This window comes from Glycomyces sp. NPDC021274 (assembly GCF_040641195.1).
Lineage (GTDB): Bacteria > Actinomycetota > Actinomycetes > Mycobacteriales > Micromonosporaceae > Glycomyces.
On the sequence record NZ_JBFADC010000011.1, the window covers coordinates 125,150 to 144,047 of the forward strand.

Here is an 18,898-nt window from a genome sequence, read left to right on the forward strand (position 1 = left end):
GCATCGGGTACCGCGGACCGATCCGATCCCGCCGCACCCTGCTGGTGACGTGCGGGACCTGGCTGCTGTCGCCGCTGTGCACTGAGGCCATGCGGCGCGCCGCTCCAACCGGGGACCGGCCGAGATCCTGTTGCGGCGCTTGACCTATGGCAGGTCCGGCTGATCCGGAGCGACCGCACGCACCAGAATTCCTATCATTTTAGTGGACTTTTGTTTCGGGTGGCATTATGGTGTGATGCGTGCCAATGAGCGCTTCCCCCTGAATGACGTGAAAGAGCCTGCTATGCCCGAGCACCAACCCCGCCGCGGCCTGCGAGCCACCAGCCTCGCCGCCGCCACCGCCGTCCTCGCCCTGGGCCTCAGCGCCTGCGGCGGCGACGAAGCCGCCGAGACCGGTGTCGGCTTCGAGGACTGCCTGACCGAACCCACCACCTGCAACTCAGGGCCGCGCGAGGACGGCGGCGACCTGGTCTGGGCCGTGGGCGGCAAATGGGAGGCCTGGGGCCAGGCCGACATCTACGGCTCCAGCCTGTCCACTTCGATCATCAACCAGCCGCTGCGCCCGACCGTGTTCACGTACGACCAGGCGGGCGAGATCCACTACAACGACGGGATCTACTCCGAAGGGCCCGAACTGCTCGCGGAGTCGCCGATGACGGTGGCCTACCACCTCAAGCCCGAGGCGACCTGGGGTGAGGGCACGCCCATCGGCCTCGACGACTTCGTGTGGCACTGGAAGGCCACGTCCTCCGACGAGGCCCAGTGCGCCGGGTGCACCCCCGCCACCGACTACGGCTCCAATGTGGCCTCCATCGAGCAGGGCGAGGGCAGCACGATCGTCGTCACCTACAAGGACGGCTACCTCGACGCCGAGTGGTACGCCGCGCAGGTCATCACCCACCCCGCGCACATCGCCGAGGCCCGCGGCCACGCCGACTGGCGCACCGACCCGGCCGTGATGGCCGCGTCCGTCGCCGACTTCTCCGAGAACCCGCCGCTCGACTACAGCGCCGGGCCGTTCCGGATGACCGAAGGCGTGCTCGGCGACTACGCGAAGTACGTGCCGAACCCCGAGTGGACCGGCTCGCAGCAGTCCACGCTGGACTCGTTGACGCTCAAGTACATCGAAGGCGCGGACGCCATGGCGACCGAGCTGCGGCAGGGCACCGTCCACGGGGCCGCGCCCTCCAGCTTCGACCCCGAGATCCTCGACCAGCTCGCGGCCGACGAGAACCTGAAGTACAGCGTCGCGCCCCAGTCGGGCTGGTCCCACATCGACGCGAACTTCGACAACCCGTTCCTCGCCGCCGAGCCGCTGCGCCGGGCGGTCTTCACCGCGATCGACGCCGACGAGATCAACGCCCGCGCGTACGGCACCGCGTTCGAGGACACCGAGACGATGACGAACGTGCTCTTCCGCCCCGGTTCGGAGTACCACACCGACCAGATCGGCGACTCCGGCCTCGGCTCGGGCGACCAGGAGGCGGCCCGCGCGATCCTCGAGGAGGCCGGGTACACCTGGGACGGCGACGCGCTGCTCACCCCCGAGGGCGAGCCGGTCTCGCTGCGCTTCCGCACCGGCATCGAGGGCGAGGCCTTCACGCCGATCATCCAGGACCTGGTCATCACCTACCTGGGCGACCTCGGCATCGACCTCACCACCGACCCGATCCCCGGCGGCGAGCTGAACTCGGTGCTCGAGGCCCGCGACTGGGACCTCATCCTGTTCTCCTGGATCGAGACCCCGCTGTTCGCGGCCTCGGCGGCCGACTACTGGGGCGAGGGCAACCACACCGGGTTCCAGAACGACCGGGTGGACGCGATCGTGGCGGAGCTCGCCACGACCCTCGACCGCGACCGCGCCGCCGAGCTCAACAACGAGGCCGCGCAGATCTCCCTCGACCAGTCGGTGCAGCTGCCGCTGGCGTGGACTCCGCAGCTGGTCATGGTCGACAGGGACGTCGTGAACGTGCGCGACAACTGGGCCACCACCATGCGGGTCTTCTACAACGTGGGCGAGTGGGGCTTCGCCGAAGGCGAATAGAGAGCAGAGTGCCGAAGGCGAATAGAGAGCACAGCGCCGAAGGCGAATAGCCAGCACAGCGCCAAGAGCGGGTGAGCAGCACAGCGCCGCAAGCGAATGAGTGAACCGGGCCGGACGCGGTGCAACGCCGCGCCCGGCCCTTTCGTTCCGGGACGGGCGAACCGGTCGCCGCGGGCAGTGCCGCTCGCATAGGCTCGGAGCCGTGAGCGAAGCACCGGCGACCGTCAACTCCGAGAGCGTCGTCACCGTGCTCGTCGCGGCGCTCATGAACCTCGGCATCGCGCTCGCGAAGCTCATCGCGGGCATCCTCGGCGGTTCGGCCGCGATGGTCTCGGAGGCCGCGCACTCGGCGGCCGACACCGTCACCGAGGTCATGCTCTACATCGCGTTGCGCAACAGCGCGAAACCGGCCGACGAGCGGCACCCGTTCGGCTACGGCAGCACCGCCTACCTGTGGGCCGCGCTCGCGGCGGCGCTCACGTTCGTGGCCGGCGGCCTGTTCTCGATCACCCACGGCTTCCACTCCCTCCACGACGGCGCCGAGGGCGACTACCTGCTCTCGTACATCGTGCTGGCGATCTCGTTCGTCCTCGAGTCGGTCTCCTTCGGACGGACGATCGTGCAGTTGCGCGGCGAGTCGCAGCGCTGGTCGGTGCGGCCGAGGGCCTTCCTGCGGCACACTCCGGACACGAGCCTCAAGGCCGTGTTCCTCGAAGACCTCGCCGCGCTCATCGGCCTGCTCCTGGCCGCGACGGGCCTGGCGCTCACCGAGATCACCGGCAGCCCGGTGTACGACGGCACCGCCTCGATCCTCATCGGCGCGCTCCTGCTCGTCGTCGCGGTGCTGCTGGGCCACGCGAACGTCTCGCTGCTCATCGGCAAGAGCCTGCCGCCGCGCTTCCGCGGGGCGGTGCGGGCGGAGCTCGAGGCGGGCGCGCACATTACGGCCGTCCAGGACCTGCTGACGCTCCAGCTCGGACCGACCTCGGTGATCGTCGCGGCCAAGATCGACTTCAGCGACAGCGCGAGCGGCGAGCAGATCGAGCGGACCTGCCGGGAGCTGGAGTCGCGGCTGCGCGAGCGCTATCCGATGGTGATGTACGTGTTCCTGAGCCCGTGGGGCGAAGCGGACCCCGCGCGCGCCGCCGAATAGGTCGTTGGAAAGCGCGAAGGGCCGCCGGGGCGACCCCGGCGGCCCTCGCGGTTCGTCTTAAGCGGCCAGTTCGGACAGGGCCTTCTGCCAGGCGCCCTGGTCGCGCGCCTCGCCGGGCATGTTCATCTCGGCGAAGCGGACGACGCCCTGCTTGTCGATGACGAAGGTGCCGCGGTTCGCCATGCCCTTCTCGTCGTTGAAGACGCCGTAGGCCTGGGCGACCGCGCCGTGCGGCCAGAAGTCGCTGAGCAGCGGGAACTCGAAGCCCTGCTGCTTGGCCCAGACCTTGTGGGCGAACGGGGAGTCGACGGAGACGCTGAGGACCTGGACGTCGTCGCTCTGGTAGGCGTCGAGGTTGTCGCGGATGCCGCACAGCTCGCCCTCGCACACGCCGGTGAACGCGAACGGGTAGAACACGAGCAGGACGTGCTTCTCGCCGAGGAAGTCGGTGAGGCTCACTTCCTGGTTGTTCTGGTCTTTCAGGGTGAAGCCGGGGGCCTTGGTTCCGGTCTCGATCGGCATGCGCGCTCCTCGCGGTGCGGCCCTCGGCGGAGGGCGGTGGTCGGTGATGCGCTGAACGATAGTGCCGGCCGCGCAGGCCGGTCATCGGGCCCGCCCGAAGCGGACCCGCGCGACAGTGCCGTGAGATGCGCAGGGCCGTGAGCAGCGCCCGGTCGTGAGAAGCGCAGGATGGTCAGCAGCTCCCGGTCGTGAGCGGCGCCCGCGGTTCAGCGGCGCGCGACGACCATGCGGGACGCGACCCAGTCGGGGGAGGCGTTCAGGGTCTTCGTCGACTTGAGGCCGGCGAGGGTCGTGGACTCCTCGATGTCGGCCGGCTCGATGTGCCCGCGCCGCCCCGCCTTGGGGGTGAGGAGCCAGACGACGCCGTCGTCGGCGAGGGGATCACGGGCGTCGAGGAGCAGGTCGACCAGGTCGCCGTCCTCTTCGCGGCACCACAGGATGACCGCGCCCACGATCTCGTCGGAGTCCTCGTCGAGGAGCTCGCCGACCGCCTCGACGACGGCGCTGCGCAAGGTGGCGTCGACATCGGTGTCGAAGCCGATCTCCATGACGGACTCGACGCCTTCGAGCCCGAGTCGCTGCACCACGCTCGATGAGTCCACCGGGCTGCTCGGAGCGTTCACTTCGTCCCCTCCATTGGTCGGTCTGCCAGAGCGTCCCGCTCTGCTCTGCACAGCATATGAAGTAGACCATATGAGCCGTGGCATATCCAGCGCTCGCGCAGGCGCGGGAAAAGCGGTCCGCGGCGGCTTTCGCAAAGCCGCGGAGGGACTTCGTGCGGACACGTTCACATGGCGGTGATCTCGCTTGCCGGGACGGCGTCCGCGGCGTAGCAGGTGAGCGCGTTTCACAGTCGCGGGGAGTGTGGGCGCGGTCGCATCAAGGCGGGTGGGTGCCTGATGGCCGCGGTAGATTCAAGGGAGGATGGTAGAAAACGAAGACACTCTGCTGCCTGAAGAGCAACCCTGCAAAGCCGCAGTCTTAGAACGAGGGATCGCCCGTGACCACGGAACAGAACCGGCCGCCCATCAGTGACGGATTGCCGACCCAAGTACCGGACACTGACCCTGGGGAGACCAGCGAGTGGCTGGAATCCCTGGACGGCCTCCTCGACGGCGGCGGGCGCACCCGTGCCCGCTACGTCATGCAGCGGCTGCTCGAGCACGCCCGCAAGCGCCAGATCGGCGTACCGGCGTCCACGAGCACCGACTACGTCAACACCATCCCGGTGGAAGCCGAGCCGCACTACCCCGGCGACGAGGCCATCGAGCACCGCATCCGCTCATACGTGCGCTGGAACGCGGCGATGACCGTGCACCGCGCGCAGCGACCCGGCATCGGCGTGGGCGGCCACATCTCCACGTACGCCTCCGCGGCGAACCTGTACGAGGTCGGCTACAACCACTTCTTCCGCGGCCGCGACCACGACGGCGGCGGGGACCAGATCTTCTTCCAGGGCCACGCCTCCCCCGGCATGTACGCCCGCTCCTTTGTGGAAGGCCGGCTGACCGAGGACGACCTCGACGGCTTCCGCCAGGAGGTCTCCCGCCCCCAGGGCGGCCTGCCGTCCTACCCCCACCCGCGGCTCATGCCCGATTACTGGCAGTTCCCCACGGTGTCCATGGGCCTGGGCCCGATCAACGCGATCTACCAGGCGCTGTTCAACCGCTACATGGACGACCGCGGCATCAAGGACACCAAGAAGCAGCAGGTCTGGGCGTTCCTCGGCGACGGCGAGATGGACGAGGTCGAATCGCGCGGCGCGCTCCAGTTCGCGGCCGGCGCCGAGCTCGACAACCTCACCTTCGTCGTCAACTGCAACCTCCAGCGCCTCGACGGCCCGGTGCGCGGCAACGGCAAGATCGTGCAGGAGCTCGAGTCGTACTTCCGCGGCGCGGGCTGGAACGTCATCAAGGTCATGTGGGGCCGCGAGTGGGACCCGCTGCTCGCCGCCGACGCCGACGGCGCGCTGGTGAACCTCATGAACACCACCCCCGACGGCGACTTCCAGACGTTCAAGGCCGAGTCGGGCGCGTTCATCCGCGAGCACTTCTTCGGCCGCGACACGCGCACGAAGGCGCTCGCGCAGCCGCTCTCGGACGACGACATCTGGAACCTGCGCCGCGGCGGCCACGACGACCGCAAGATCTACGCCGCGTACAAGGCCGCGATGGACCACGAGGGCCAGCCGACGGTGATCCTCGCGCACACCGTCAAGGGCTACAAGCTGGGCTCGACCTTCGAGGGCCGCAACGCGACCCACCAGATGAAGAAGCTCTCGCTCGACGACCTCAAGGGCTTCCGCGACGCCCTCGAGATGCCCGTCACCGACGCGCAGCTCGAGGCCAGCCCGTACCTGCCGCCGTACGTCAAGCCCGAGGCCGGCTCGGCCGAGGACGAGTACCTGCAGGCGCGCCGCGCCGCCCTGGGCGGTCCGATCCCCAAGCGCCGCAACACGGTCATTCCGCTGAACCTGCCGGGCGAGGAGACGTACAAGTCGGCCAAGCGCGGTTCGGGCAAGCAGAAGGCCGCCACGACGATGGCGCTCGTCCGCCTGCTCAAGGACCTCATGCGGGACAAGGAGACCGGCAAGCGCTGGGTCCCGATCATCCCCGACGAGGCGCGCACGTTCGGCATGGACGCGATGTTCCCGACGGCGAAGATCTGGTCGACGCACGGCCAGCAGTACCTGTCGGTGGACCGCGACCTGTTCCTCTCCTACAAGGAGTCCGAGCAGGGCCAGCTCATGCACCTGGGCATCAACGAGGCCGGTTCGATGGCCGCGTTCACCGCCGCGGGCACGGCGGGCGACACCCTCGGCGAGCCGATGATCCCGTTCTACATCTTCTACTCGATGTTCGGGTTCCAGCGGACCGCCGACGCGATCTGGGCCGCCACGGACCAGCTCGCGAACGGCTTCCTCATCGGCGCCACCGCCGGCCGCACCACGCTCAACGGCGAGGGCCTGCAGCACGAGGACGGCCACTCGCTGCTCCTCGCGCACACCAACCCGGCGGTCGTCTCCTACGACCCGGCGTACGGCTACGAGATCGGGCACATCGTCCAGGACGGCCTGCGCCGCATGTACGGCGAGGGCGAGCACGTCTTCTACTACATGACCGTCTACAACGAGCCGATCGTGCAGCCGGCCGAACCGGCCGACGTGGACGTCGAGGGCATCCTCAGGGGCATCCACAAGGTCCAGACCGCGGAGGGCCCCGGCCCCCGAGTACAGCTGCTGACCTCCGGCTCGGGCATGTCCTGGGCCACCAGGGCCGCCGAACTGCTCGCCGCGGACTGGGGCGTGGCCGCCGACGTCTGGTCGGTCACCTCCTGGACCGAGCTCAGCCGCGACGGCGTCGAGGCCGACCGCCACAACCTCCGCCACCCGGAGGCCGAGAAGCGCGTCCCGTACGTGACGAAGAAGCTGGCCAGCGCCGAGGGCCCGTTCATCGCCGTCAGCGACTACATGCGGGCCGTGCCGGACCTCATCAGCCGCTGGGTGCCGGGCGACTACACCTCGCTGGGCACGGACGGCTTCGGCCACTCCGACACCCGCGGGGCCCTGCGCCGCCACTTCAACGTGGACGCCGAGTCGATCGCCGTGGCCGCGCTGCAGCAGCTCGCCGCCCGCGGCGAGGTCAAGCCGGAGCTGGCGGCCCAGGCGGCCGCCAAGTACCAGATCACCGACCCGACCGCCGCCGAAGCGGGCGAGGCGGGCGGCGACTCCTAAGCGCCGCAACGAAAACGGGCCGGGAAGCGGAAGCCTCCCGGCCCGTTCGGCGTGTCGCGGCGCTCGACGCGGCTGGCTACAGTGAGGGCATTCGCCGGACCCTTCTCTGCACGGAGCGACCATGCCCTACTCCACCGCGTCCGAATCCGCCGCCGACGTCTTCGTCCGCGGCGTCGAACTCCTCGGCAACGAGGACCTGGTGCGGGCCGCGGACTGCTTCGAGCACCTGCTGGACTACGACCCGCACTGCTTCGACGCCTGGCTCGGGCTCCACGCCTGCGGGGAGCGGCAGGACGAGGCGCTCCAGCGCATGCTCGAGCACCACCAGTACACCGGGCGGCTCCGAGAGGAGACGGGCATCCCGCTGCGGTCCTCGTTCCTGCTCGGGTCGTTCATCGGCTTCTCACTGGAGAACCCCTGGGACGCCTGGCTCGCGCAGACGGCGCGGATGGTGGAGCGGGGCGAGTACGAGCGGGCCCGCCGCGAGCTGGAGCCGGTCGAGCCGCAGGACGACGCCACCCGGTTCCTGCTGGCGCGCTGCGCGTACGAGCAGGGCGACTGGGAGCGCGTGCTCACCGATGCGCGCGAGATCGAGACGGGCAACCCGATCGGCGACGAGACGCAGCTCTACCTCGGATCGTCGCTGGTGCACCTGGAGGCCTACCACGAGGCCCTGCAGGTCCTCGACGGCCTGGCGCACGCCACGGACAACCCGTACTTCGAGGCGTACACGACCTTCATCCGGGGCCACGCGCTGCAGGGCCTCGGCAAGGCAGAGGAGGCCGCGAAGGCCTACCAGCGCGCCTACCGGCTCGCTCCCGACGCCGAGGGCTTCGCCGAGCAGGCGCTCGCCTCGCGGGCGGACAAGGCGCAGGCGAAGGTCCAGCTGAACATGGTCCGGCACGAGGACCCGGACATCGCGCCGGCATGGCCGGCGGACGACCGGGAGGCGCATCTGCAGCGGGCCGCGCGCCGGCTCGCCGAGATGATCGGGCTCGAACCGGTCAAGCAGCAGATCAACCTGCTCGAGGCGCAGTACCGGATGGCGGCGTTGAAGAAGGAGCGGGGGCTGCGGGCGGCGAGCCGTCCGCAGCACTTCGTGTTCACCGGCCCGCCCGGCACCGGCAAGACGACGGTGGCCCGGATCGTCGGGGACCTGCTCGCCGGTCTCGGCCTGCTCGAGCACGGCAAGGTCGTGGAGACGCAGCGCGGCGACCTGGTCGGCCAGCACCTCGGGCACACCGCGCAGAAGACCCGGGAGAAGATCGAGGAGGCCGTGGGCGGCGTCCTGTTCATCGACGAGGCCTACTCCCTCGCGAACGAGGGCATCGAGGGCGGCGACGCGTTCGGGGACGAGGCGATGCAGGAGATCCTCACGGCCGCCGAGAACCGCCGCGATGAACTCGTCATCGTCCTCGCGGGCTACCCCGACGAGATCCACAGGCTGCTCGGCACCAACCCGGGCCTGCGCTCGCGCTTCCCCACGGTGGTCGACTTCCCGTCGTACTCGGCGCCGGAGCTCCTCGAGATCGCGCACCTCGTGCTCGACGCCGACGGGGAGCGGTTCTCGCGCGAGGCCGCGGAGGCCCTGCTGGAGCTGCTGGAGACGGTGGTCGCCTCCGGCGCGATCGACCCGCTCGGCAACGCCCGCTTCGCCCGCGAGGTGTGCCGCAAGGCCGCGGCCCGGCGCGACCTGCGCCTGATCGAGGCGCACGACGAGCCGCACGAGCCGTCGCCGTCGACCCTGACGACCGAGCAGCTCACCACCATCGAGACGGCCGACGCCGTCGGCGCGTTCCACGAGCTGGCGGGCGGCCTGCCGCAGCAGCGGCGCGGCGGACCGCGCCACTGACCGTGGAATCCCGTTGCACCGCATGGCGAACGGGCGGGGCCGCGAGCATTGCGCTCGCGGCCCCGCCCGTTCGGCGACCTGCTTAGTGCTGGTGGCCTTCGTGGTCGTGGTCGTGGCCTTCGGCCTCTTCCTTCTCGACCTCGGCGCGCACGGCGTCCATGTCGAGTTCCTTGACCTTCTCGATGATCTCCTCGAGCGCGGCGGGCGGCAGCGCGCCGGGCTGGCTGTAGAGGAGGATGCCGTCGCGGAACGCCATGAGCGTGGGGATCGACTGGATCCCGGCCTCGCCCGAGAGCTCCGGCTGGTCCTCGGTGTCGATCTTCCCGAAGACGACGTCAGGGTGCTTCTCGCTCGACGCCTCGAACGTGGGCGCGAACATCTTGCACGGGCCGCACCAGTCGGCCCACCAGTCCACCAGCACGATCCCGTTGCCGGTGACGGTCTCCTCGAAGTTGTCCTTGGTCAGTGCAACCGTGGCCATTGGGCCGCCTCTCTGTCGTGGCTGTCGTGGTGCTCTTCCGCGCAACAGTAGTGGCGGCCGCGCTATTCCGACAGACGGCCATGCGCGGCGCGCGCCACGTCTGGCAGGCTATAGGGCATGGATCTGGCCACGACCATTCAGAACATCGAACGCTCCTCATCGGCGCTGACGACGCAGTCCCTCACCCGGATGGACGAACGCCTGCCCTGGTTCCGCGACCTGCCCGCCGAGCAGCGCTCGATGGTCACCCTCGTGGCACAGGCCGGGGTACGGCAGTTCCTCGAGTGGCTGCGCAACGGCGGCGAGGACCTCGGCACCTCCGACATGGTGTTCGAGGCCGCCCCCGTCGAGCTCGCCCGCGCCATCAGCCTGCAGCACACCGTCGCCCTCATCCAGGTCGTCATCGACGTGGTCGAGGAGCAGGTGCCCGCGCTCGCCGCCGACGGCGAGACCGACCAGCTGCGCGAGTCGGTGCTGCGCTTCAGCCGCGAGATCGCCTTCGCCTCCGCCCGCGTGTACGCCCGGGCCGCCGAGACCCGCGGCGCCTGGGACGCGCGCCTCCAGGCGATGCTCGTCGACGCGCTGCTGCGCGGCGACAACTCCGACGAGCTCATCAGCCGCGCCGCGGCCCTCGGCTGGTCCGAGACGCAGACGATCACCGTCGTCTGCGGCGCGACCCCCGGCGGCGAGGCCACCCTCGTGCTCCACTCGGTCCAGCGCGCCGCCAGGCGGCTCGGACTCGACATCCTCGCGGGCGTCCACGGCGCCCGCCTCGTGCTCCTCCTCGGCGGCGTCAAAGAGCCCGTCGAGATCGTCGAGAAGCTCACCGGGCAGTTCGGCGACGGCCCGATCGTGGTGGGCCCCACCGTGACCGGCCTCGCGGACGCCTCCACGTCCGCGCTGGCGGCCGTGGCCGGGCACCGGGCGGCTCCGGCCTGGCCGGACGCGCCGCGGCCCGTGACGGCGACCCAGCTCCTCCCGGAGCGGGCGATCGCGGGCGACGAGGAGGCCCGCCGCTCCCTGCGCGAGAGCGTCTACATGACGCTGCGCCGCGCGGGCGGCGAGCTGCTGGAGACCATGGACGCGTTCATCTCCTCCGGCGGCGTCCTCGAGGGGACCGCCCGCGAGCTGTACGTCCACCCCAACACGGTCCGCTACCGCCTCCGCCGCATCCAGGAGGTGACCGGTTTCTCCCCCACCGAACCGCATGAGGCGTTCGTCCTTCGTGTGGGGTTGACCATAGGTCGCCTGGAGAACGCTTCGGGCACCCGGCGTTCTCGCAGTTGACAACGAGTGTTGTAGATTCCCTACAAGAACCGAACGGGCTTTCAGTCCTCCGACTGCTCCCGTATCAGCTGTCCTCGATGCGAAAGTCATAGTGTGCTTGCCATTCTCGCTCCCGGGCAGGGCTCGCAGAAGCCCGGGTTCCTGACGCCGTGGATCGAAGACCCCTCCGCAGAGGCCCGCCTCCGCGAATGGTCCTCGATCATCGACCTCGACCTCGTCCGCCTCGGCACGACCGCCGGGCAGGACGAGATCACCGACACCGCCAACACCCAGCCGCTGCTCGTGGCCGCCGGGCTGCTGGCGGCGGAACGGCTCCTCACCGGGGACCTCGCCACCGCCGACCTGGTCGTCGCCGGGCACTCCGTCGGCGAGCTCACTGCGCTCGCCATCGCGGGGGTCCTCACCCCCGAGGCCGCCGTCCGCCTCGCCGCCGTGCGCGGCCGCGAGATGGCCGCCGCCTGCAACATCGAGCCGACCACGATGGCCGCCGTCCTCGGCGGGGTCGAGGACGAGGTCCTCGCCGCGATCGAGGCGTCCGGCGCCTGGCCCGCGAACCGCAACGGCGCCGGGCAGATCGTCGCCGCCGGCCCCGTGGCCGCCATCGAGAAGCTCACCCAGAACCCGCCCGAAAAGGCCCGGATCATCCCGCTCAAGGTCGCCGGCGCGTTCCACACCCCGCACATGGCCCCGGCGCAGGAGGCCCTGGAGGCCGTCGCCGCCGGGATCGACACCGCCGACCCGGTGCGGACGCTCCTGTCCAACCGCGACGGCAAGGCCGTGACCTCCGGTAAGACCGCCTTGCAGCAGATCGTGGCTCAGGTCACGTCGCCGGTCAGATGGGACGCCTGCATGAGTACGCTTGGAGAACTGGGCGTCACGGCGGTCATCGAGCTGCCGCCTGCAGGGACGCTCACCGGACTGGCCAAGCGGGCACTCAAGGGCGTCGACCGTGTCAACGTGAACACCCCCGAGGACCTGGCGGTCGCCACCGGACTCGCAGCGAACGAAGGAGTCGAGTGAGCGTCATCGGATCGCGTGTCGTCAGCGTCGGCCACTACCAGCCGGAGAAGATCCTCACGAACGAGGACCTGTCCAAGATCGTCGACACGAACGACGAGTGGATCGTCTCCCGCGTCGGCATCAAGGAGCGCCGCATCGCCGCCGACGGCGAGAAGGTCGCCGACATGGCCGTCCACGCCGCCCGGCAGGCCCTCGAGAACTCCGGGTACGGCCCCGGCGACATCGACATGGTCATCGTCGCGACGGTCTCCGCCAAGGACACCTGCCCCAACACCGCCTGCCGCGTCGCCGAGGCCCTCGGGCTCAGCACGCCGGCGGCCATCGACGTCAACACCGCCTGCTCCGGCTTCGAGTACGCGCTGGCCCAGGCCGACATGGCCATCCGGATCGGCAGTGCCAAGCGCGCCATCGTCATCGGGGCCGAGAAGCTCACCGCCGTCACCGACTGGGAGGACCGCACCTCGTGCGTCCTCTTCGGCGACGGCGCGGGCGCGGTCGTGGTCGAGGGCACCGACGACCCGGAACTGGCCATCAGCCCGGTCGTGTGGGGCTCCGAGCCGTCGATGAGCGACGTCATCCGCATCGAGGAGGACGTCCCGTTCATCAAGCAGGCCGGCCAGACCGTGTTCCGCTGGGCCACCACCCAGCTCGCGCCGCTCATCGAGCAGGTCGCGGAGCGCGCGGGCCTCAAGGTCAACGAGCTCGCGGCCTTCGTGCCGCACCAGGCGAACCTGCGGATCATCCAGGGCATCGCCAAGCGCCTCGACTTCAGCGACGACTGCGTCATCGCCGAGGACATCGTCTACTCCGGCAACACGTCCGCGGCATCGGTGCCGCTGGCGTTGTCGAAGTTGGTACAAAGTGGCAAGGTGGCCTCCGGCGCCCCGATCCTCCTGTTCGGATTCGGCGGCGGACTCACCTACGCCGGGCAAGTCATCCGCTGCCCGTAATTATCGAGAGGAAATAACTCATGGCTCTGTCTCGTGACGAGATCCGCGAAGGCCTGTCCGACATTCTCGAAGAGGTCGCGGGCGTCAACCCCGACGATGTCGCCGACGGCAAGTCGTTCACCGACGACCTGGACGTCGACTCGCTCGCCATGGTCGAGGTCGTCGTCGCCGCCGAAGAGAAGTTCGGCGTGAAGATCCCCGATGACGAGGTCGCCAACCTCAAGACCGTCGGCGACGCCGTCTCCTACATCGAAAAGGGCTAAATGTGACTGAGGTAGTCGTCACCGGGCTCGGCGCGACCACCCCCCTCGGGGGCGACGTGGCCTCGACCTGGGAAGCACTCGTGGCCGGACGGTCGGGGGTCCACCTGCTCGAGCACGAATGGGCACAGGAACTCCCCTGCCGTATCGCCGCCGAGCTGGCAGTGGAACCCTCCGAGGTCCTGCCCCGGGTCCGGCTGCGCCGACTCGACCGCTCCGAGCAGATCGCGCTCGTCGCGGCTCAGCAGGCGTGGGACGACGCGGGGCTGAACGACGACCTCGACAAGGAACGCTTGGGCGTCGTCTTCGGATCCGGCATCGGCGGGGCGCTGACCCTCCTCGCCCAGGACGACATCCTGGAGCAGAGCGGCCCGCGCAAGGTCTCTCCGTTCACCGTGCCCATGCTCATGCCCAACGGCCCCGCGGCCGTGGTCGGCCTGGAATTCGGCGCCCAGGCCGGCGTGCACGCCCCCACCAGCGCGTGCGCCACCTCTGCTGAGGCGATCTCCGCGGCCGCCGACATGATCCGCCTCGGCCGTGCCGACGTGGTCGTGGCGGGCGGCGCGGAGGCGGTCATCGGCGGCCTGCCGATGGCCGGGTTCTCCTCGATGAAGGCCATGTCGACCCGCAACGACGACCCGACGCACGCCTCCCGTCCCTGGGACCGCGACCGCGACGGGTTCGTCATGGGCGAAGGCTCCGGCGCGCTGATCCTGGAGCGCCGCGACCACGCCGAGGCGCGCGGGGCGAGGATCTACGCCGTCGTGGCGGGCTCCGGCCTGACCTCCGACGGGTACGACATCGTCCAGCCCGACCCGGAGTGCCGGGGCGGGGGCCGGGCGATGGCGGCGGCGATCAAGCAGGCCGGCATCGACCCCAAGGAGATCGGCCACGTCAACGCCCATGCGACGTCCACCCCGGTCGGCGACATGGCGGAGATCAAGGGCATCAAGCGCGTCGTGGGCGACCACGTGGTGCTCACCGCGACCAAGTCGATGACCGGGCACCTGCTCGGCGGCGCGGGCGCGGTCGAGTCGATCGCGGCGATCCTGGCGATCGTCGAAGGGGTCATCCCCCCGACGATCAACCTCGAGAACCCCGACCCGGGCCTGGACCTGGACGTCGCGGCGAACGAGGCCCGCAAGGTGGAGCTGAACGCCGCGCTCAACACGGCCTTCGGCTTCGGCGGCCACAACGCGGCGCTTCTGTTCACGAAGCCTTAAGCGACACAACGCAAGGGAGCCCTGCCGCGATTGCGGCGGGGCTCTTTTGCATCTTCGGGAGTGTCCGGGAGCGCCTCGGAGCGTCTATGGCAAAACGGACACAAGAGGGACCCCTGGATCAAAAATACGCAGGAGGTACGACACTTTCCCTAACCCGAGTCCGTCTCGGATACTGCCGACTCTCGTCTCAGGTACCGCTGGCCGCAGTGCCGGAAGGGGGCCTGCACTACCGCGTTCCAGCGTCGATATCCCTAGGCTGACAAAGAAACCCACACCCTTGTACCCACCCCGTGAGGGAGCCCGTCGTGACCACCGCACCCAACGCCACCGCCGATCCACCCGCGCCGCCCCTGGCGCCAGCGCCGATCGCGAAAGCCGAGCGCTCGCTCGCGCCCGACATCGCGCGCGGCTTCATGCTCCTGTTCATCGCCCTCGCCAACGTCCCGGTCCACCTGTGGGGCATGAGCCTCGACCGGTACAACCACAACACCGGGCAGTCGACGGCCGATCACATCGCCTACTTCATCGAGCAGCTCCTCATCGCCGAGCGCTCCCGCCCGATGTTCGCCGTCCTCTACGGGTTCGGCATCGCGATCATGGCCTCGCGCATGTTCGCGCGCGGCATCGAGACGAAGGGCGTCCGCAAGATCCTCCGCCGCCGCTCGTGGTGGCTCCTGGCCTTCGGCCTCCTCCACTCCGTCTTCCTGTTCTTCGGCGACATCCTCGCCCCGTACGGCGCGATGGGCCTGATCGCCCTGTTCTTCGTGCACCTCTCCGACAAGTCGCTCAAGCAGTGGCTCTGGGGTTCCATCGCGTACGTCGTGCTCATCGGCAACGCGGTCATGGCGTTCTTCTTCACCAGCAGCGGCAGGCCGCCGTCGTTCGACCTCCCGCCGTACCTCGACCAGATGCTGGTCGGCGCGATCGCCTCTCCCACGGGCGTCCTCGGCATCACCGTCACCGGTACGTTCTTCCCGCTGATCATCGCGGGCATGATGCTCCACCGCGCCGGCTGGATCGAACGCCCCGAAGCCCATCTGCCGCAGCTGAAGAAGGTCTTCCTCTCCGGCATGATCGTGAACGTCCTCACCTCGCTTCCCGTGGCGCTCATCGGACTCGGCGCCTGGGAGCCTTCGACTGCATTGTGGGTCGGCTCGGTCTACCTGACGCTCCTCGGCGGCCTCTACGCCGGGATCGGCTACATCTGCGGCTTCGCGCTCCTCGCGTACAAGCTCCGCGGCTTCGGCCGCCGGGGCGTCCCGGGGGCGCTGGCGGCGGTCGGCGAGCGGTCGCTCACCTGCTACCTGCTGCAGTCGATCATCATGGCCCCGCTCCTCACCGTCTGGGGCTTCGGCCTCGGCGAGGACCTGGGGTACCTCGCGGCGTTCGGCGTCGCGTTCGGCACCTGGCTGTGCACAGTGGCCGTCGCCGTGGCGCTCGACAAGGCCGGCAGGCGCGGCCCGTTCGAGGTCCTGCTGCGCCGACTCACCTACGGCCCCAAGAAGGCCTGAAACACGGCGGTGCCCCCCGCCGCTCGGCGAGGGGCACCGCCGTGTCCGGACGCGGTCTCCCTCCCATGGCACGACGCGCACTACGGCCTCAAAACACGTACCGCGGGCGGCCGGCACCGGCGGGATCCGGCGTTACCGTGAAGCGCACGCGAATTCTTTAGACTGGAGCCGGAAGCCACCGCAAGTCCGTCACGACCACAAAGGAGCCCGTCGTGTCCACCGCCTCCCCCCTCACCACCTCCGGTCCACCGGGTCCGCCCGCCTCGATCTCCAAGGCCGAACGCTCGCTCGCGCCCGACATCGCCCGCGGCGGGATGCTGCTGTTCATCGCCCTCGCCAACGTGCCACTGCACATGTGGGGCATGACGACCGACCAGTACAACCACTTCACCGGTCAGTCCTCGGCCGACCATGTCGCGCTCTTCATCGAGCAACTCGTGATCGCCGAGCGCTCCCGGCCGATGTTCGCGATCCTGTACGGCTTCGGGATCGCCGTCATGGCCTCGCGCATGTTCGCACGCGGTCTGGACGCCAAAGGTGTCCGCAAAATCCTGCGCCGCCGCTCGTGGTGGCTCATCGCCTTCGGCTTCTTGCACGCCGTCTTCCTCTTCTGGGGCGACATCCTCGCGCCCTACGGCGCCACCGGCCTCATCGCGCTGTTCTTCGTCCACCTCTCGGACAAGGCGCTCAAGAAGTGGCTGTGGGGCTCCATGGCCTATCTCGTCGTCATCGGGCTCCCGGTCTTCGCGTTCATCTACAGCAGCCCGCCCCCGACGACGACGAGCGACATGCCGCCGTACCTCCTGCAGATGATCACGGGCGCCGTCATATCGCCCGCTTTCAACGTCCTCTGCCTCATGCTGGCGCTGTTCCTCCCGCTCGTGGCGATCGGGATGATGCTGCAGCGCTCGGGCTGGATCGACCATCCTTCCGAGCACCTGCCGCAGCTCAAGAAGGTCTTCATCACCGGCATGATCGTGAACGTCCTCAGCTCGCTGCCGTACGCGCTGCTCTCCCTCGGCGCCTGGGAACCCTCGACGCCGCTGTTCGTCGGCTCGATCTACCTGACGCTCCTGGGCGGCATGTACGCCGGGCTCGGCTACATCTGCGGGTTCGCACTCCTGGCCCACAAGCTGCGCGGCTACGGCCGCCGGGGCGTCCCCGGGGCGCTCGCCGCCGTCGGCGAGCGGTCGCTCACCTGCTACCTGCTGCAGTCGATCATCATGGCCCCGCTGCTCACCGTGTGGGGCTTCGGCCTCGGCGAGGACATCGGCTACCTCACCGCGTTCGGGGTGGCGTTCGGGACCTGGCTCGTCACGATCCTCGTCGCGGTCGCGCTCGACAAGGCCGGCAAGCGCGGCCCGTTCGAGGTCCTGCTGCGCCGACTCACCTACGGCCCCAAGAAGTCCTGAAAGAAGCACCCGCCCCCCGTGCCGCATGGCGCGGGGGGCGGCGCCGTGTCCGGACGCGGTCGACGAAAGTCGTCCTCCCCCGGTACGACGCTGCCGGGAGGGATAGTGCCCCGGGGGGACGAAGCAGGTACCGCGGGCGGCAGTGCCCGCGCGGCAACGGCATTACCGTCAGGGACACGCGATTTCCCCGACTGCGCGCGGAAACCCGCGACACACCCGTGACACGTCCGAAGGAGACTCGTGACCGCCACCCCGCTCACCACCGCCGGTCCACCGGCCGCGCCCGCCCCGATCGCCAAGGCCGAACGCTCGCTCGCGCCCGACATCGCCCGCGGCGGGATGCTGCTGTTCATCGCCCTGGCGAACGTCCCGGTCCACATGTGGGGCATGGCCTCCGACAGGTACGGCCACTTCACCGGGCAGTCCGCCGCCGACCACGTCGCGCTGTTCATCGAGCAGCTGGTGATCGCCGAGCGGTCCCGGCCGATGTTCGCGATCCTGTACGGCTTCGGGATCGCCGTCATGGCCTCGCGCATGTTCGCACGCGGCCTGGACGCGAAGGCCGTCCGCAAGGTCCTGCGCCGCCGCTCATGGTGGCTCATCGCCTTCGGCTTCGTGCACGCGACGTTCCTGTTCGTCGGCGACATCCTCGCCCCGTACGGCGCGGCCGGCCTGGTCGCGCTGTTCTTCGTGCACCTCTCCGACAAGGCCCTCAAGCGGTGGCTGGTGTGGTCCTCGCTCTACCTCGTCGTCATCGGGCTCCCGGTCTTGGGCCTGCTCTTCAGCGGCGGCGGCGAAGGCGGCGAACCGATGGCGATCGACGGCGTCCCGCCGTACGTGGGCCAGATGCTCATGGGCGCGATCCTGTCGGTCAGTCTCGACGTCGTCAGCGTCCTGCTGGCCATGTTCATCCCGCTCGTCGCCGCCGGCATGATGCTGCAGCGCTCGGGCTGGATCGACCGCCCGTCCGAGCACCTGCCGCAGCTCAAGACGGTCTTCATCACCGGCATGATCGTGAACGTGCTCAGCTCGCTGCCGTACGCGCTCACCGCCCTCGGCGCCTGGGAGCCCTCGCCCGCGGTCTTCATCGCCGCCACCTACCTGACGCTGCTCGGCGGCATGTACGCCGGCCTCGGCTACATCTGCGGGTTCGCGCTCCTCGCGCACAAGCTGCGCGGCTACGGCCGCCGGGGCGTTCCGGGCGTGCTGGCGGCGGTCGGGGAGCGGTCGCTCACCTGCTACCTGCTGCAGTCGGTCATCATGGCGCCGCTGCTCACCGTGTGGGGCTTCGGCCTCGGCGAGGACATCGGCTACCTGACCGCGTTCGGCGTCGCGTTCGGGACATGGCTGTGCACCGTGGCCGTCGCCGTCGCGCTCGACAAGGCCGGGAAGCGCGGGCCGTTCGAGGTCCTGCTGCGCCGCCTCACGTACGGCCCCAAGCGGGCCTAGC

Annotated in this window: 14 protein-coding genes and 1 pseudogene; 12 read left to right on the forward strand and 3 right to left on the reverse strand. The window is 69.7% G+C overall.

Features of this window, described 5'->3' with window-relative positions; genetic code table 11:
- Window positions 1–283: 283 nt before the first annotated feature.
- Window positions 284–2,044 carry an ABC transporter substrate-binding protein gene (locus tag AB0I03_RS21675; RefSeq protein ID WP_360415577.1) on the forward strand — a complete coding sequence of 587 codons (1,761 nt, stop codon included), beginning with the start codon at window positions 284–286 and terminating at the stop codon, window positions 2,042–2,044.
- A gap of 202 nt (window positions 2,045–2,246) precedes the next feature.
- Window positions 2,247–3,197 (forward strand): cation diffusion facilitator family transporter, encoded by a 951-nt coding sequence (locus AB0I03_RS21680; RefSeq protein ID WP_360415579.1) that lies wholly within the window; start codon window positions 2,247–2,249, stop codon window positions 3,195–3,197.
- Between the two features lie 57 nt (window positions 3,198–3,254).
- On the opposite strand, the gene AB0I03_RS21685 is transcribed toward AB0I03_RS21680, so the two are convergent.
- Complete coding sequence (locus AB0I03_RS21685; RefSeq protein ID WP_360415581.1) at window positions 3,255–3,719, reverse strand: peroxiredoxin; 465 nt, start codon at window positions 3,717–3,719, stop codon at window positions 3,255–3,257.
- 206 nt (window positions 3,720–3,925) lie between these two features.
- The gene (locus tag AB0I03_RS21690; protein ID WP_360415583.1) at window positions 3,926–4,342 is read right to left on the reverse strand and encodes a DUF3052 domain-containing protein; all 417 of its coding nucleotides are present in this window, start codon (window positions 4,340–4,342) and stop codon (window positions 3,926–3,928) included.
- Between the two features lie 377 nt (window positions 4,343–4,719).
- Here AB0I03_RS21690 and aceE point away from each other — a divergent pair, with 377 nt between their 5' ends.
- Both aceE and AB0I03_RS21700 read left to right on the forward strand, forming a co-directional pair.
- Window positions 4,720–7,452 carry a pyruvate dehydrogenase (acetyl-transferring), homodimeric type gene (gene aceE, locus AB0I03_RS21695; RefSeq protein WP_360415585.1) on the forward strand — a complete coding sequence of 911 codons (2,733 nt, stop codon included), beginning with the start codon at window positions 4,720–4,722 and terminating at the stop codon, window positions 7,450–7,452.
- Between the two features lie 121 nt (window positions 7,453–7,573).
- Window positions 7,574–9,304 (forward strand): AAA family ATPase, encoded by a 1,731-nt coding sequence (locus AB0I03_RS21700; RefSeq protein WP_360415587.1) that lies wholly within the window; start codon window positions 7,574–7,576, stop codon window positions 9,302–9,304.
- Window positions 9,305–9,386: 82 nt separating this feature from the next.
- Here AB0I03_RS21700 and trxA read toward each other — a convergent pair whose 3' ends face one another.
- Window positions 9,387–9,785: a thioredoxin gene (trxA, locus tag AB0I03_RS21705; RefSeq protein ID WP_360415589.1), complete on the reverse strand. Its 399-nt coding sequence runs from the start codon at window positions 9,783–9,785 to the stop codon at window positions 9,387–9,389.
- Between the two features lie 117 nt (window positions 9,786–9,902).
- On the opposite strand from trxA, the gene AB0I03_RS21710 reads away from it, so the two are divergent.
- The 8 genes and pseudogenes from AB0I03_RS21710 to AB0I03_RS21745 all read left to right on the forward strand — a co-directional run bounded on the left by AB0I03_RS21710 (window position 9,903) and on the right by AB0I03_RS21745 (window position 18,897).
- The gene (locus AB0I03_RS21710; protein ID WP_360415591.1) at window positions 9,903–11,072 is read left to right on the forward strand and encodes a helix-turn-helix domain-containing protein; all 1,170 of its coding nucleotides are present in this window, start codon (window positions 9,903–9,905) and stop codon (window positions 11,070–11,072) included.
- Window positions 11,073–11,165: 93 nt separating this feature from the next.
- Window positions 11,166–12,050, forward strand: a pseudogene (locus tag AB0I03_RS21715) (ACP S-malonyltransferase); the annotation flags it as partial.
- A 38-nt stretch (window positions 12,051–12,088) separates the two neighbouring features.
- A complete protein-coding gene (locus AB0I03_RS21720; RefSeq protein WP_360415593.1) occupies window positions 12,089–13,042 on the forward strand; it encodes a beta-ketoacyl-ACP synthase III in 954 nt (317 codons plus the stop codon).
- A gap of 26 nt (window positions 13,043–13,068) precedes the next feature.
- Complete coding sequence (locus AB0I03_RS21725; RefSeq protein ID WP_030159099.1) at window positions 13,069–13,305, forward strand: acyl carrier protein; 237 nt, start codon at window positions 13,069–13,071, stop codon at window positions 13,303–13,305.
- Between the two features lie 2 nt (window positions 13,306–13,307).
- Window positions 13,308–14,525 carry a beta-ketoacyl-ACP synthase II gene (gene fabF, locus AB0I03_RS21730; RefSeq protein WP_360415595.1) on the forward strand — a complete coding sequence of 406 codons (1,218 nt, stop codon included), beginning with the start codon at window positions 13,308–13,310 and terminating at the stop codon, window positions 14,523–14,525.
- 305 nt (window positions 14,526–14,830) lie between these two features.
- On the forward strand, window positions 14,831–16,036 hold the full coding sequence (locus AB0I03_RS21735) for a DUF418 domain-containing protein (protein WP_360415597.1): 1,206 nt from the start codon (window positions 14,831–14,833) through the stop codon (window positions 16,034–16,036).
- 212 nt (window positions 16,037–16,248) lie between these two features.
- Window positions 16,249–17,448 carry a DUF418 domain-containing protein gene (locus AB0I03_RS21740; RefSeq protein ID WP_360415599.1) on the forward strand — a complete coding sequence of 400 codons (1,200 nt, stop codon included), beginning with the start codon at window positions 16,249–16,251 and terminating at the stop codon, window positions 17,446–17,448.
- Window positions 17,449–17,688: 240 nt separating this feature from the next.
- Complete coding sequence (locus AB0I03_RS21745) at window positions 17,689–18,897, forward strand: DUF418 domain-containing protein (RefSeq protein WP_360415601.1); 1,209 nt, start codon at window positions 17,689–17,691, stop codon at window positions 18,895–18,897.
- Window position 18,898: the final 1 nt, after the last annotated feature.

Coding starts and splice junctions, on each gene's coding strand:
- AB0I03_RS21675 (WP_360415577.1), top strand. CDS start 284: ATGCCCGAGCACCAACCCCGCCGCGGCCTGCGAGCCACCAGCCTCGCC.
- AB0I03_RS21685 (WP_360415581.1), bottom strand. CDS start 3,719: ATGCCGATCGAGACCGGAACCAAGGCCCCCGGCTTCACCCTGAAAGAC.
- AB0I03_RS21700 (WP_360415587.1), top strand. CDS start 7,574: ATGCCCTACTCCACCGCGTCCGAATCCGCCGCCGACGTCTTCGTCCGC.
- trxA (WP_360415589.1), bottom strand. CDS start 9,785: ATGGCCACGGTTGCACTGACCAAGGACAACTTCGAGGAGACCGTCACC.
- AB0I03_RS21710 (WP_360415591.1), top strand. CDS start 9,903: ATGGATCTGGCCACGACCATTCAGAACATCGAACGCTCCTCATCGGCG.